Raw genomic sequence first — 14,534 nt, 5'->3', positions numbered from 1 at the left:
TTTTTTGTTTCGCGCCCCGCCCTGCCGTTACCGCACCAGACCCTTCGCCCGAAAGGCATATCCGAGCCCGCCATGTCCGACCTGATCGCAAAAACCGCCATTGACCGCCGCCTCGCCGAAATCGCCACTCCGGTGATCGAGGGGCTCGGCTATGAACTGGTGCGCATCCGTCTGATGGGCGGCCAGGGCAGGGTCCAGCGCACCCTCCAGATCATGGCCGACAGGCCCGAGGGCGGCATCGGCGTCGAAGATTGCTCGAAAATCTCGACTGCGGTGTCGGCGGTTTTCGACGTCGAAGACCCGATCGAAGAGAATTACGTGCTCGAGGTCTCCTCGCCCGGCATCGACCGCCCGCTGACCCGGGAGAAGGATTTCGAAGCCTGGGCCGGCTGGGAAGCGCGGATCGAGACGACCGAGCTGATCGAAGGCCAGCGCCGCTTTAAGGGCGAGCTGAAAGGCGTCGAGGATGGCGAGATCCTGATCGAGATCGAACAGCACGGTCAGCTTGTGATCATCGGGCTGCAATTCGACTGGCTGGCGGATGCGAAACTGGTCCTGACGGATGAGCTGATCGCCGAGATGCTGCGCCAGCGCAAAGTCGCACTGCCCGAAGAGGGCGGTTTTGACGAGATCGAAGAAGTCGAAGGCGAAGAGGAAGACATTTCCGACACGCCCGAGACGAAACACTGACGCTACCGAATACTGACTTCCAGAACCTGACACGAGAGCGGGAGAGACCCAAATGGCGATTACCTCGGCCAACCAGCTTGAGCTTTTGCAGACCGCAGAGGCCGTTGCGCGCGAGAAGATGATTGACCCGGATCTGGTGATCCAGGCGATGGAAGACAGCCTCGCCCGTGCGGCGAAATCGCGTTACGGCGCCGATATGGACATCCGTGTCGCCATCGATCGCAAGACGGGCCGCGCAAGCTTCACCCGCGTGCGCACCGTGGTCGAGGATGATGCGGTTGAGAACTACCACGCCCAGCTGACTGTCAAACAGGCGAAAGACTACCTGAAAGACCCGGCCATCGGCGACGAGATCGTTGACGAAGTGCCCCCGGTCGATCTGGGCCGCATCGCCGCGCAATCGGCGAAACAGGTGATCCTGCAGCGCGTTCGCGAGGCTGAGCGTGATCGTCAGTTCGACGAATTCAAGGATCGCAAGGGCACCATCATCAACGGCGCAGTCAAACGCGAAGAATATGGCAATGTCATCGTCGATATCGGCCGTGGCGAGGGCATCCTGCGCCGCAACGAAAAGATCGGCCGCGAAGCGTATCGCATCGGCGACCGCATCCGCTGCTATATCAAAGACGTGCGCCGCGAAGTCCGTGGCCCGCAGGTGTTCCTGTCGCGCACCGACCCGCAATTCATGGCCGAGCTCTTCAAGATGGAAGTGCCGGAAATCTATGACGGCATCATCGAGATCAAGGCCGTGGCCCGTGACCCCGGCTCGCGCGCCAAGATCGCAGTGATTTCCTATGACAACTCGATCGATCCGGTCGGCGCCTGCGTCGGTATGCGCGGCAGCCGCGTCCAGGCCGTGGTGAACGAGCTGCAGGGCGAGAAGATCGACATCATTCCGTGGAACCAGGACCAGGCGACCTTCCTCGTGAACGCGCTGCAACCGGCCCAGGTCTCCAAGGTTGTCTTCGACGATGAAGGCGGCAAGATCGAGGTCGTGGTACCGGACGAGCAGCTCTCGCTCGCCATCGGCCGTCGCGGTCAGAACGTGCGTCTGGCCTCGCAGCTGACGGCTCTGGACATCGATATCCTGACCGAAGCCGAAGAATCGACCCGCCGCCAGGCTGAATTCGCCGCCCGCACCGCGCTCTTCATGGAGACGCTGGACGTGGACGAGATGATGGCGCAGCTCTTGGTGGCCGAAGGCTTCACCAATCTCGAAGAAGTCGCCTATGTCGACCAGGACGAGCTTTTGTCCATCGACGGCTTTGACGAAGGCACCGCAGACGAATTGCAGGCCCGCGCCCGCGACTACCTGGAAGAGCAGGCGAAAAAGTCTCTGGAAGCCGCCCGCGCGATGGGTGTCGAGGAAAGCCTCATTGAATTCGAGGGCCTCACTCCCCAGATGCTGGAAGTGCTGGGTAAAGACGGCGTGAAGACGCTGGAAGATTTCGCAACCTGCGCCGACTGGGAACTGGCCGGCGGCTGGACCACGGAAAACGGCCAGCGCAAGAAAGACGACGGCCTGCTCGAGAAATTCGGCGTGTCGCTTGATGATGCACAGAACCTGGTCATGACCGCGCGCGTCATGCTGGGTTGGGTCGACCCGACCGAAATGATGCCGGCAGAGGCAGAAGAGACCGAAGAAGATGAAACCGGCGAAGAGGAGACCGGGGCCTGATCTCAGGCCTCGGGAGTTTCCGCGATGACGCGCGGTGGCCGGGATAAATCAAGGGACGAGCCGGAGCGCAAATGTATCGCTTCCGGCGAGACGGGGTCGAAAACCGGCCTCGTCCGTTTCGTCGTCGGACCTGACGGGCAAATCGTTCCGGATATTCTGGAACGCCTGCCCGGCCGGGGGATCTGGGTCTCGGCCGACCGGGATCTGGTGACGAAAGCCGCGAAGAAGGGGCTCTTCGCCCGGGCGGCGCGCGCCCCTGTGATGGCTCCGGAAGACCTGGCAGATACGGTCCATGATCTGCTGACAAGACGGGTGATCGAACTGATCTCGCTGGCCCGCAAATCCGGCGATGCGGTCACCGGATATGAGAAGGTGAAAGAGTGGCTGGTGAAGGGGACCGCGCGTGTCCTGATCCAGGCAGAAGACGGATCGGAACGCGGCAAAAGCAAGCTGCGCCCCCCGAAGGCAAAAACACCCTGATTTCCTGGCTTTCTGCCGGGGAATTGGGTTTGGCATTCGGTCGTGAACGTGCAATACACGCGGCGCTTGCCGCTGGTGGACTCAGTCCACGCATAGTAGAGGAAGCGGCAAGGCTCTCCGGCTTCAGGGCGCCATCGGGCGAACCGGACGCAGAGCATGTCGGCGGGATATCCGCCGGGAAGGATATGTAAGACGTATGAGCGATACTGACGGCAAAAAACCCCTCGGGCTTGGCGGTGGTGGCCCACGTTCCGGTTCGGTGAAGCAAAGCTTCTCGCACGGACGCACCCATGCGGTGGTCGTAGAGACCAAACGCAAGCGCGTTGTGGTGCCTGCCCAGGCAAAGCCCGGTACGGCTGCCGGCGGGGCCGGCGCGTCGCATCTGGGCGACCCGTCGAAACGGCCCGCAGGCATCTCTGATGCTGAAATGCAGCGCCGCCTCGACGCTCTGCGCAGTGCCAAAGCACGCGAGCAGGAAGATGCAGCCAGACGGGCTGCCGAGGAAAAAGAACGCGAAGAGGAACGCCAGCGCCGCCGCGAGGAAATCGAGGCGAAAGAGCGCGAGGATCGCCAGCGCGAGGCCGCTCTCCGGGCGAAAGCCGAAGAGGAAGAGCGCGTCAAGCGCGAGGCCGAGGAAGAGGCTAAGGCCAAAGCCGCAGCCCGTAAGGCTGATGTGCTTGGCACGCAGCGTCGTCAGCCCGCAGCCCCCGAAGCGCCTGCAAAGACCGCAGCCGAAGCCGATCCGGGCGTACCCGCAGATCGCGGCGCCGGCCAGAGCCGTCCGCGCCCCGGTGCAACCGACGCCACCGGCCCGCGCCCGGCCACCACGCCGCGCAAGACCGAGCGCGAGCGTGAGAATCGCGACACCGATCGCGGCGCCGCACGTCGCGGCGAAGGCGACCGCCGTGCCGGCAAGCTGACACTCTCGGCTGCGACCAATGAAGAAGGCGGACGTCAGCGCAGCCTTGCTGCGATGAAGCGCAAGCAGGAAAAGGCCCGCCAGAAGGCAATGGGCTTCTCGAAGCCCGAGAAGCAGGCCCGCGATGTGCAGTTGCCTGAGACCATTGTGATCAGCGAACTGGCGAACCGGATGGCCGAACGTGCCGCCGATGTCGTCAAATCGCTGATGAAAATGGGCATGATGGTCACGATGAACCAATCCATTGATGCCGATACGGCTGAACTGGTGATCGGGGAATTCGGCCACCGTGCTGTCCGCGTCTCGGATGCTGACGTTGAACAGTCGATCGACACCGTTGTGGACAAAGCCGATGACCTGATCACCCGCTCGCCGGTTGTGACGATCATGGGCCATGTCGACCACGGCAAGACCTCGCTCCTGGACAAGATCCGCAAGGCTACTGTGGCCACGGGTGAAGCCGGCGGCATCACCCAGCATATCGGCGCCTATCAGGTGAAAGCCCCGAACGGCCAGCTGATCACCTTCCTCGACACGCCCGGCCACGCGGCCTTCACCTCGATGCGCGCCCGTGGCGCCCAGGTGACGGATATCGTGGTGCTGGTGGTCGCGGCGGATGACGCGGTTATGCCGCAGACGGTCGAGGCGATTTCCCACGCGAAAGCGGCGGGCGTCCCGATCATCGTGGCGATCAACAAAATCGACAAACCTTCGGCCAATCCGACCAAGGTGCGCACCGATCTTCTGCAGCACGAGATCGTCGTCGAGGCGATGTCGGGCGACGTGCAGGATGTCGAGGTCTCGGCCCATACCGGCCAGGGCATTGACGACCTGCTGGAAGCCATCGCGATCCAGGCCGAAGTGCTTGACCTGAAAGCCAACCCGAACCGGGCCGCCCGTGCGGCCGTGGTCGAGGCCAAGCTGGATGTGGGCCGCGGCCCGGTGGCGACGGTTCTCGTGCAGAACGGCACGCTGAAGAAGGGCGATATCTTCGTCGTCGGCGAGAAATGGGGTAAGGTCCGCGCGCTTGTGAATGACAAGGGCGAGACCGTGCTTGAAGCCGGTCCTTCGGTTCCGGTCGAGGTTCTTGGCCTAGATGGGACGCCTTCGGCTGGTGACACGCTTGACGTGGTGGCATCCGAGGCCCAGGCCCGCGAGATCGCCGATTACCGCGAGAAAGCGACCAAGGACAAACGTGCGGCTGCCGGTGCTGCAACCACGCTGGAACAGCTGATGGCGAAAGCCAAGGCTGACAAGGATGTGGCCGTGCTGCCGGTGATCGTGAAGGCAGACGTCCAGGGCTCGGCTGAGGCCATTGTCCAGGCGCTGGAAAAGGTTGGCAATGACGAGGTCCGGATCCGGATCCTGCATTACGGTGTCGGGGCTATCACCGATTCGGATGTGGGCCTGGCCGATGCTTCGGGCGCGCCGATCCTTGCCTTCAACGTGCGTCCCAACGCGACCGCCCGCGCTTCGGCGCAGCAAAAGAGCGTCGAGATCCGCTATTATTCGATCATCTATGATCTGCTGGATGATATGAAACAGGCGGCTTCGGGCATGCTCAAGGCCGAGATCCGCGAGCATTTCATCGGCTATGCGAAGATCCTCGAGGTCTTCCGCATCACCGGCACCGGCAATGTCGCAGGCTGTCTGGTCACCGAAGGCATTGCCCGCCGTTCGGCTGGCGTGCGCCTGCTGCGTGACAATGTGGTGATCCATGAAGGCACGCTGAAAACGCTGAAGCGCCACAAGGACGAGGTCAAAGAGGTCCAGTCCGGCACCGAATGCGGTATGGCGTTTGAACGCTACGAGGATATCCGTCAGGGCGACGTGATCGAGATCTTCGAACGCGAAGAGATCCAGCGCAGCCTCTGAGCGCCCGGCCTCAAAGCGTAGTGACTATGAAAAAGGCCGGGATCATGTCCCGGCCTTTTTCATTTGTTATCTGTTTTGGGCTCTGGCTGCTGCGCGATCACGGCCAGAGATCATCTGCGATTGCGCCTGTGGCAGCAATCAGCGGCTCTTCCGCCCGACTGGCGAGGGTTGCGAAAACCACATCACCGCCCTGCCCGGCCTGGCAGATCAGCTCCAGCTCGCCATTGTCGCGCGCGGCAAACGCCGCCCTGTCATGGAGAAAGCCGGGACCGGCCCCGCTTGCGATCAGGCTGCGGGTTGCGGCCTCGCGGTCGATCCCGATCACCTGGCGCGGACGGAACTGGTGGCGCAGGAACAGCGCCTCGCCAGCCAGGCCACAACAGCTCGGGCGCTCGGAGGGCAGGATCCAGGTCTGTTCTGCCAGGGCCTGCCAGTCGGGATCGGACGGATCCGCCACCATGCCTTTCGGCGCGGCAAGCCAGATGCTGAACCGCCCCACCACCCGCTGCGTCAGATCACTCAGATCCTCCCGGCACCGTCCGGCGCGGGCGCATTGAAGAACCCTGCGTCAAAATTGCCCTCCCGCAGCCCGCGGATCACCTCACCGCTGCTCGCCTGTACCAGGGTCACCGCGATTTCCGGATGGCGGGCAGAAAGCGCGCTAACCAGAAGGCCTGGCGGTTCCGGGTCAGAATTGCCGCCCCCCGCGATCCGCAGCGGGCCGGACAGCCGCCCGCGCAAAAGCTGCGCACAGGCGAGGAAGTCGCGATGCGCCGCCAGGATTGCTTCGGCCCCGGACAGCAGCCGGGCACCGTCATCGGTCAGCCCCATCCCACGCGGATTGCGCCGGAAGAGCACGAGGCCCAGCTCCTCCTCCAATGCTTTGATATGGGCGCTGACCGCCGGCTGGCTCAGACAAAGCTGTTCCGAGGCGCGGGTGATACTGCCCACCGCCGCCACCGCGATAAAACTGCGCAGCTCATGGATATCCATCGTGGTTACGATAGCGGAAACATGCCGAGACACCACCACCAGACCAGATCAAGCGGCGTCAGCACCAGAAGCGTCAGCCCGAAGAGGATCAGGCAGATCCGGGTCATCTCGCGCATCGGCAGATTGCCGGTCTGGGCGGCCATGATCAAAGGCGGCGCCTGAAACGGCAGCATCACATTGGAAAACGCAAGTGCCTGGGTCATCAGCACCGTGGCCAGCGGCAGACCGGTCACCTCTGCCAGATGGCCGGCGCCCGGGGTCATGACCAGTGGCACGCCGGGCTGATTGGTCACCAGCGCCACCAGCGTCGCGATCGCGCCAAGCGCCAGGGTGCTGCGCAGCGGCTGCCCCGGCGCGAGCCCGATCAGCCCGGATGCCTGACCGACGATCCATTCGCCCAGCCCACTGGTCGCAATCACCGCCCCGAGCCCCATGATCGCCGCGACAAAGAACAGGGTGCCGTAGCCGATCTCTTCATTCAGGCATTTCGGCCCGGTCAGCCCGGCGCCCGGCCAGAGACAGATCACCGCCCCGCCAGCGCGATCCAGCCCGGCGAGATGTGATGCAGCGCATCGGTCAGCCACAGGCCCAGCATCGCAAGGATGATCACCAGAAGCGCGATCTCGGCCCGGCTCATGGCCGATGGCGCCTCATGCCGCTCCGGACGCCCGGGTGGCTGATCGGGATAGAGGCGCAGGATCACCACCACCAGCAGCACCGCCTTCAGCGCGCCCAGAACCGGAAAATGCAGCCAGAAATAATCGAAATAGCCGATGTGATATTGCCAGAGGCTTTCGGCACTGCCCGCAAGGATCATGTTCGGCAGATTGGCGGGCAGGATCGCATAGGCAGGCAGGCAGGCGCCAAACGTGGCCGCCATCAGCATGGCCATCCGCCCCGGTCGCCCCTGCGCATATCCGAGGTGATCCGCCAGCGCCGCCACCACCGGCAACAACAGCGCGATCCGCCCCATCGACGAGGGCAGCACGAAAGACAGCACCACCCCACCGCAACGATCGTCGCCACGATGCCGCCAAGGCTCTGCCCCGTCAGCCGCCCGAGAAGCGGCGCCAGTCGCCGCCCGAGCCCGGTAAAGCGGATCGAGGCCGCCATCACCATCCCCCCGAACAACAGCCAGAAGGTCGAGGAGGAAAATCCCCCAGCACCACTTCGGGCACCGCCAGCCCGCTCAGGATCGCCACCGCGAAGAAGATCAGCCCGGTGAGATGTTCCGGCACTGCGCCACTGGCCCACATCAGGATGCAAAACGCGCCCAGACCGGCGGTCCCGGCGATCCCCCAGGGCAGCCAGAGCGCCAGCCCTGCGGCGAGCGCAAGGCTCATCAGGGTGATCAGCGCCGCCATGCCCTGTCTTTGTACTGCGCCCATCAGACCCTCTCCTGCCATCCTGGCCGCCCCATCCGGTCTGGCCAGTCCACGCTATCGCATATCCGCCGCCGGGCTTACCAATCGAATGACCGGGGCCTCCCCCCGGAAAAGCTGAGGACCGCCGCCGACACAGTCCCTGCCTGCGCCGGAGGTTGTCATCCGCGCCCGCGATATTGTACATAGCGGGCGATGGATATGAGGGTGGACATGCAGGCTGTTATCCTGGCAGGGGGCTTTGGCACCCGGATCTCCGAAGAGAGCCATCTGAAACCCAAGCCGATGATCGAGATCGGCAGCCGCCCGATATTGTGGCATATCATGAAGATCTATGCCCATCACGGCATTACCGATTTCGTGATCTGCCTTGGCTATCGCGGCCATATGATCAAGGAATATTTCGCCAATTACGTCATGCACAGCTCGGATATGACGGTCGATGCGCGGACGGGCGAGATCACTTTTCACGGCTCGGTCGCCGAACCCTGGCGCATCACGCTGATTGACACAGGCGAGAATTCGATGACCGGGGGGCGGCTGAAACGGGCAAAGCCCTGGCTTGGCCAGACCTTTTGCATGACCTATGGCGACGGGGTCTCGGATATCGATATCACGGCGGAAATCGCCTTTCACCGCGCCCATGGCAAGCTTGCGACCATCGCGGCAGTGACGCCTCCGGGCCGCTATGGCGCGCTTGAGATCACCGCAAGCGGCCAGGTGGAGCGGTTCATCGAAAAGCCGCCCGGGGATGAGGGCCGCATCAATGGCGGCTTTTTCGTGCTGGAGCGTGAGGTTCTGGACCGGATCGAGGGAGATCCGACCCCGTTCGAGGGAGATCCGCTTGAGGGGCTCGCCCGCGACGGCGAGCTGCAGGCCTGGCGCCATCCCGGGTTCTGGCACGCGATGGATACACTGCGCGACCGCAACCATCTGGAAAAGCTCTGGGCCGGTGGGGCCGCGCCCTGGAAAATCTGGTCGTGACCTCTGGTTCCGCGAGCGACTTCTGGGCCGGGAAGCGCGTTCTCCTGACCGGCCATACCGGGTTCAAGGGCGCCTGGGCGGGCCGCTGGCTGGCCCGGCGCGGTGCGGCCGTGACCGGCCTCGCTTTGGCCCCGGAGCCCGGGCCGAACCTCTCGACGCTTCTGGGCGAGGATCATCTCGCGGCCTCGCATCTGGTCGATCTGCGCGATGCGGCGGCGGTTGACGCGGCCGTGGCACAGGCGCAGCCCGATCTGGTGCTGCATATGGCCGCACAGCCGCTGGTGCGGCGGTCTTACGCAGAACCGGTCGCGACCTTTGCCACCAATGTGATGGGCACGCTGCATCTCCTCGACGCGCTGCAGCGGCTGGCACGCCCGCGCGCGGTGCTCGTGATCACCTCGGACAAGGTCTATGAGAATGACGGCTCCGGCCGTGCCTATGAGGAAGGCGACCGGCTGGGCGGGCATGACCCCTACTCGGCCTCGAAAGCCGCGACCGAGATCGCTGTGGCCTCGTGGCGGCAGTCTTTCTGCACCGAGGCCGGCCCCCGGCTGATGACCGCGCGGGGCGGCAATGTGATCGGCGGCGGCGACTGGTCGGAGGACCGGCTGATCCCCGATATCATCCGTGCGCTGGCCGCAGATGAGGTGCCGGTGCTGCGCAACCCCACCTCGACCCGGCCCTGGCAGCATGTGCTGGAATGTCTTGACGGCTATCTCACCCTGCTTGAGGCGATGACAGGTGACGCGCCCCTGCCCGATGCGCTGAATTTTGGCCCTGCCGAGGGGGCAGAGCCGGTCGCGGTCGGCGTCCTGACGAACCGCCTGCTCTCGGCCATGGGACGACCCACCGCTTTTGCGCAGGACAGTCAAACCGGCCCGCATGAAATGGCGCTCCTTGGTATCAACTCCGCGCTGGCGCAGAAGGTGCTTGGCTGGACGCCGCGCCTTGACGCCGCCCGGACCATCGGCCTCACCGCTGACTGGTATGCCGCCTGGGCGGAGGGGCAGGATGTGACCGCGCTCACCGACCACCAGATTGCCCTTTACGAGGATATCCGCCCGTGACCCGTTCCTGCCGCTTTTGCAACGCAGCCCTGACCCAGACGCTCGTCGATCTGGGCGAGACCCCGCTTGCAAACAGCTACCTACCCGCAGGGGATGCGGGCGCCCAGGCCGCCGAGCGGCGCTTTCCCCTCCATGTCATGGTCTGCAACAGCTGCTGGCTTGCCCAGACGACCGAGACCGTGCCTGCGGACGCAATCTTCTCGCACGGCTATGCCTATCTCTCGTCCTTTTCCCAGGGCTGGGTCGAACATGCCCGCCGCTATGCGACCGCCATGACGGCGCGGTTTGGGCTTGGCCCGCAGTCGAAGGTAGTCGAGATCGCGTCGAATGACGGCTATCTGCTGCAGCATTTCGTGGCGGATGGTGTCCCGGTGCATGGGGTCGAACCCGCCGGCCATGCCGCAAGCCTTGCCGAGGCAAAGGGCGTGCCCACGCGGGTCGCGTTCTTCGGCGAAGCGACCGCGCGGCAGCTGCGTGAAGAGGGCCATGGCGCCGACCTGATGGCCGCGAATAACGTGCTGGCCCATGTCCCCGATATCCGCGATTTCGCTGCCGGATTCCGGGTGCTGCTGAACCCCGAAGGCGTTGCGACCTTTGAATTTCCGCATCTGGCGCGGCTGATCGAACAGGTACAGTTCGATACGATCTATCACGAACACTATTCCTACCTGTCGCTGACCTTCGTGCGCCGCCTGATGGATGAGGCCGGGCTGGAGGTCTTCGATGTCGAACGCCTGCCAACCCATGGCGGCTCGCTGCGGGTCTTTGTCGGCCATAAGGGCGCGCATCAGCCGGGGCCGGGCCTCGCAGAGGTCGCGGCGGAAGAGACGCGCCTGAAGCTGGATCAGGCTGCCGGATATGGCGATCTCGCCGGCAAGGTCGCGGCAATCACAAGCGCCTTCCGCGCCTTCGTGGCGCGTGCGCGTGAAGACGGCAAGACCATCGCGGGCTATGGTGCGGCGGCCAAGGGCAACACCTTCCTCAACGTGGCCGGCATCGGCGCGGATGACATCGCCTTCGTCGTCGACCGCAACCCCGAGAAACAGGCGACCCTGTTGCCGGGCAGCCATATCCCGGTCTTCGCGCCCGAGGAAATCGCCGCCCGCCGCCCGGATTACCTGGTGATCCTGCCCTGGAACATCGCAGCCGAGGTCCGCTACCAACAGGCGCAGATCCGCACCTGGGGTGGCGAATTCGTCACCGCGATCCCGGCGCTTCAGATCGGATGAGACTGATCCCGACACCCTTTCCCGGCCTGATCCAGGTCGAAGCTCATCCGCATCAGGATACGCGCGGGCAGTTCGCGCGGGTCTTTTGCCGTGACAGCTTTCTGGCGGCCGGGGTGGATTTTCAGCCGGTGCAGGTCAATCTTTCGACCAATACGGCGGTCCATACCTTGCGGGGACTGCATTACCAGGCCGGTGAGTTTGCCGAGGAGAAGCTGGTCCGCTGTGTCGCGGGCCGGGTCTGGGATGTGGCGGTCGATCTGCGCCCCGGCCCGACGCGCGGCGCATGGTATGCGGTTGAACTGGATGCGGCGCGGATGAACGGCATCTATATCCCCAAAGGCTTTGCGCATGGCTTTCTCAGCCTGACGCCCGGCGCAGTGGTTCAATATATGATGGCGCCCGCCTATATCCCCGGCCATGGGCGCGGCATCGCCTGGGATGACCCCGATCTCGCCATCACCTGGCCCGCGCGGCCTGCGGTGATCTCTGACGCCGACGCCGCCCTGCCGCCCTTCGCCAGCCTGACCTGACCTGACCTGACCAGGAGTGAACATGCCAGACCCGCAAGCGCTGCCCGACCCGCAAGCTCTGCCGGATTTCGGCGCCTGGCTGATCAACCTGCCGCGATCAGCACAGCGGCGCGCCGCTATGGAAGCACAGCTTTCGGCACTGAACCTGCCCTATAGCCTGCACGAGGCCACCGATGGCCGCGTGGAATGGAACCGGCTGGTGCAGAATGTCGACCTTGCCGCCTTTCGCCGCAATGTGGGCCGCGAGGTGCTTCCGGGCGAGATTGGCTGCTACCATTCGCATATCGCGGTCTGGCAGGCGTTTCTCGACTCCGGCAAGGATGTGGCGCTGGTGATGGAGGATGATGTCGTCTTCCATCCCGAATTCATGACCGCGCTGCAAACGGCGCTGGCCGCCAGGGCCGACTGGGATTTCCTGAAGCTCAACAAGATCCGCGCCAAACAGCCTTTGCGGCAGAAAAAGCTCGGCATCTGGGATCTGAACGCCTATCTCGGCCCCGCGACGGGGCTTGGCGCCTATCTGATCCGCCGCGATCTGGTGGCGCGGCTGTTGCCCGCGACGCTGCCGATCACCCGGCCCATCGATCATGAACTTGACCGCGTCCATATCCATGACTTCCGCCATTACGGCCTGGAACCCTTTCCCAGCCATGTCGATGACGGCAATTCCAGCACCATCACCGGCCAGTCGCACAGCGATGTACGAAAATTTACCTGGTATCGGCGGCTGCCGCTATATGGGCTGCGTTTTCGCAATATGATCGGAAAGCTGGTCTATCTGACCCGCAAAGGGCGCTTTCCCGCCCCTAAGGGCTGAGGATCAGCGCGGCAGATCGCCGCCGTTTTCCACCCAGTAATCCGCCATCCAGCGCACCTGGCCATGGCCCATATGCGGAAACCTGTCCCAGAACCGGTTGCCCGGGCGCAGAAGGTCAATCGGGCGCGGCGTGCCGTGAAAGGCGAGCACCTTGGCAGAGGCCGGTGGTGCTTTCGGGGGCAGGATCAGATCCAGGCCAACTGGTCGGCGCAAATGCCGCTTGAAGCTGATCACCCAGCCATCGGGCCAATACTCCATTGCGCTGGCTTCGGCCCCGACCCAGTTTTGCTCGATCACATGGTCGCGCACCGCCTTTTCGCGGTCTGCGGTAAAGCGGTCGACAATCTGGCCTTCGGCGCCGAGCGTAAAGGCGAAAATGCAGGTCCCGGCCTCCCGGGGCGCATTGGCCCGCGACGGCCGCCCCCAGCCCTCGCCCATATCCGTGGTTAGGACCGGCGCCGGATGGTCGAAAAACGGGTCCAGCGCGCCGCAGATCACCATATCAAGGTCGATGAAAAGCGCGCGGCCCTTCAGCCCGTAAAGATCATGCTCAAACACCCCGAGTTTGGCCCAGGCGCCGCTTTTCCACATGCCCTGTGTCAGGCCAAGATCGGGGATCGGATAGGCCTCGATATCGGGGCCAAGCCCGGTCGCGTCATCCGTCAGGCAGACAAAACGGAAATCCCCGGTGATGTTCCGGCGGCAGGCATTATAAAGCACGTTCACATAGCTGGCCGGATAGAGCTTGCCCCATTTCATGCTCAGCACAACGCGCTCGCCAGAGCCGCTTTTCGAATGGGGAGCCATACTTGCCTCGGATTTACGTGAATTGGATCACAAGGGTCCATTCTGTCACCATTCGGCCCGGGCTGCCAGTGCGGGCGGCACAGCCCCGTCGCAGCCTCGCCATTCGCCGCGCAATGCGCTAGTCAGAGCGCAGGAAACGGGGGACCTGGCAGTGACAGAGGGGCGGGATGCGGTAAAAACTGAGGGGCTTGCGCTGACGGTGCTGATCCCGACGCATAACCGCCCGGATCTGCTGAAACGCGCGGTCGCTTCGGCGCTGGCCGATCTGCCGGCGGGGGCGGAGGTTCTGGTGATCGATGATGCCTCCACTGTGCCGGCCAGCGAGGTTCTGGCCGGATGGGACACGCGGCTCCGGGTCTTGTGCAACAGCGGTTTGCGCGGCGCGGCAGGGGCGCGGAATTTCGGCGTGGCGGAGGCCTTGGGCGGGATCATCCTCTTCCTCGACGATGATGATGAACTCTTGCCCGGTTACGCGGCCCGCGTCCTGGAAATCGCCACAGGCGAACCCGTGGATTACGGCTTCAGTGCGGTTCTCAGGCGCGATGCCTCAGGGCAGGAAGAAACGGTCACCCGCCGCCTCGCCCCGGGTCAGGTGCCGCAAAAAGCCGCGCTGCGCCACAAGATCGCCGGGCTTGGCACCGGTTTCTGGATCCGCCGCGCGCGGTTTCTCGCCCTGGGCGGCCTCGATCCAGATCAGAAGATCGACGAGGATACCAGCCTGTGCTGCGCGCTCATCGCCAGCGGCAGCCTGCCCTGGTATGAGGCGCGGCCCGGCATGCGGATCTATCACCTGCACAGCGCCGCCGACGCGCCCGGCGCGCAGCTGACGCAAGGCTCGGATCCGGATCTGGTGCTGGACTGCTACCTGCGGACCTGGACCCGGCATGAGGCAAGCTTTCCCGCATGGTCCGAGGCACGCTGGTTCCTTGGCGCACGTTATCTGCGCCGGGCGGCAAAACTGGGCGCGCGCGCGCGGCTCAGGGCTTTCACGGCAATGGTGCGCCCCCGGCTGATTCGGCCCGCATTCCGGCTTTATGGCGCGGTCAAGCTCATATCATTAAAAGCGCGGCGCTGAGTTTTCCG

General features: G+C 64.2%; 15 protein-coding genes and 1 pseudogene. 10 read left to right on the top strand and 6 right to left on the bottom strand.

Annotated elements, in window-relative coordinates:
- Positions 1–72: 72 nt before the first annotated feature.
- The 4 genes and pseudogenes from rimP to infB all read left to right on the top strand — a co-directional run bounded on the left by rimP (position 73) and on the right by infB (position 5,642).
- Positions 73–690, top strand: coding sequence for a ribosome maturation factor RimP (gene rimP / locus QNO18_RS07190; RefSeq protein WP_283177128.1), 618 nt, complete (start codon positions 73–75; stop codon positions 688–690).
- 52 nt (positions 691–742) lie between these two features.
- Entirely contained in the window at positions 743–2,368 is a 1,626-nt protein-coding gene (gene nusA / locus QNO18_RS07185) for a transcription termination factor NusA (RefSeq protein ID WP_283177127.1), read from the top strand.
- A gap of 24 nt (positions 2,369–2,392) precedes the next feature.
- Positions 2,393–3,039: pseudogene (locus QNO18_RS07180) on the top strand (RNA-binding protein).
- A gap of 5 nt (positions 3,040–3,044) precedes the next feature.
- Entirely contained in the window at positions 3,045–5,642 is a 2,598-nt protein-coding gene (infB, locus tag QNO18_RS07175) for a translation initiation factor IF-2 (protein ID WP_283177126.1), read from the top strand.
- 97 nt (positions 5,643–5,739) lie between these two features.
- Here the strand turns inward: infB and QNO18_RS07170 are convergent, their stop codons facing one another.
- The 5 genes from QNO18_RS07170 to QNO18_RS07150 all read right to left on the bottom strand — a co-directional run bounded on the left by QNO18_RS07170 (position 5,740) and on the right by QNO18_RS07150 (position 8,023).
- Positions 5,740–6,141 carry a LysR substrate-binding domain-containing protein gene (locus tag QNO18_RS07170; protein WP_283177125.1) on the bottom strand — a complete coding sequence of 134 codons (402 nt, stop codon included), beginning with the start codon at positions 6,139–6,141 and terminating at the stop codon, positions 5,740–5,742.
- Between the two features lie 20 nt (positions 6,142–6,161).
- Complete coding sequence (locus QNO18_RS07165; protein WP_283177124.1) at positions 6,162–6,635, bottom strand: LysR family transcriptional regulator; 474 nt, start codon at positions 6,633–6,635, stop codon at positions 6,162–6,164.
- A gap of 5 nt (positions 6,636–6,640) precedes the next feature.
- Positions 6,641–7,219, bottom strand: a complete 579-nt coding sequence (locus QNO18_RS07160; protein ID WP_283177123.1) for an SLC13 family permease — start codon at positions 7,217–7,219, stop codon at positions 6,641–6,643.
- Complete coding sequence (locus tag QNO18_RS07155; protein WP_283177122.1) at positions 7,159–7,635, bottom strand: anion permease; 477 nt, start codon at positions 7,633–7,635, stop codon at positions 7,159–7,161. Before QNO18_RS07155 ends, QNO18_RS07160 begins: the two co-directional genes overlap by 61 nt.
- 112 nt (positions 7,636–7,747) lie before the next feature.
- On the bottom strand, positions 7,748–8,023 hold the full coding sequence (locus QNO18_RS07150; protein WP_283177121.1) for a hypothetical protein: 276 nt from the start codon (positions 8,021–8,023) through the stop codon (positions 7,748–7,750).
- A 207-nt stretch (positions 8,024–8,230) separates the two neighbouring features.
- Here QNO18_RS07150 and rfbF point away from each other — a divergent pair, with 207 nt between their 5' ends.
- From rfbF to QNO18_RS07125, 5 genes are read left to right on the top strand one after another with little or no spacing between them, the layout of a single operon-like run.
- The gene (gene rfbF / locus QNO18_RS07145) at positions 8,231–9,001 is read left to right on the top strand and encodes a glucose-1-phosphate cytidylyltransferase (RefSeq protein WP_283177120.1); all 771 of its coding nucleotides are present in this window, start codon (positions 8,231–8,233) and stop codon (positions 8,999–9,001) included.
- Positions 8,998–10,068, top strand: a complete 1,071-nt coding sequence (rfbG, locus tag QNO18_RS07140) for a CDP-glucose 4,6-dehydratase (RefSeq protein WP_283177119.1) — start codon at positions 8,998–9,000, stop codon at positions 10,066–10,068. The genes rfbF and rfbG overlap by 4 nt, the downstream gene beginning before the upstream one ends.
- Positions 10,065–11,297: a class I SAM-dependent methyltransferase gene (locus QNO18_RS07135; protein ID WP_283177118.1), complete on the top strand. Its 1,233-nt coding sequence runs from the start codon at positions 10,065–10,067 to the stop codon at positions 11,295–11,297. Before rfbG ends, QNO18_RS07135 begins: the two co-directional genes overlap by 4 nt.
- Positions 11,294–11,827: a dTDP-4-dehydrorhamnose 3,5-epimerase family protein gene (locus QNO18_RS07130; RefSeq protein ID WP_283177117.1), complete on the top strand. Its 534-nt coding sequence runs from the start codon at positions 11,294–11,296 to the stop codon at positions 11,825–11,827. The genes QNO18_RS07135 and QNO18_RS07130 overlap by 4 nt, the downstream gene beginning before the upstream one ends.
- A gap of 22 nt (positions 11,828–11,849) precedes the next feature.
- On the top strand, positions 11,850–12,644 hold the full coding sequence (locus QNO18_RS07125) for a glycosyltransferase family 25 protein (RefSeq protein ID WP_283177116.1): 795 nt from the start codon (positions 11,850–11,852) through the stop codon (positions 12,642–12,644).
- 3 nt (positions 12,645–12,647) lie between these two features.
- Here QNO18_RS07125 and QNO18_RS07120 read toward each other — a convergent pair whose 3' ends face one another.
- Complete coding sequence (locus QNO18_RS07120) at positions 12,648–13,451, bottom strand: hypothetical protein (RefSeq protein ID WP_283177115.1); 804 nt, start codon at positions 13,449–13,451, stop codon at positions 12,648–12,650.
- Between the two features lie 151 nt (positions 13,452–13,602).
- Between QNO18_RS07120 and QNO18_RS07115 the strand changes: the two genes are divergently transcribed.
- Entirely contained in the window at positions 13,603–14,526 is a 924-nt protein-coding gene (locus QNO18_RS07115) for a glycosyltransferase (RefSeq protein ID WP_283177114.1), read from the top strand.
- Positions 14,527–14,534 lie beyond the last annotated feature (8 nt).

This window comes from Gemmobacter sp. 24YEA27, from assembly GCF_030052995.1.
GTDB lineage: Bacteria > Pseudomonadota > Alphaproteobacteria > Rhodobacterales > Rhodobacteraceae > Pseudogemmobacter.
The sequence above is the reverse complement of the archived record's forward strand: the minus strand, read 5'-3'. Positions and strand labels throughout refer to the sequence as shown.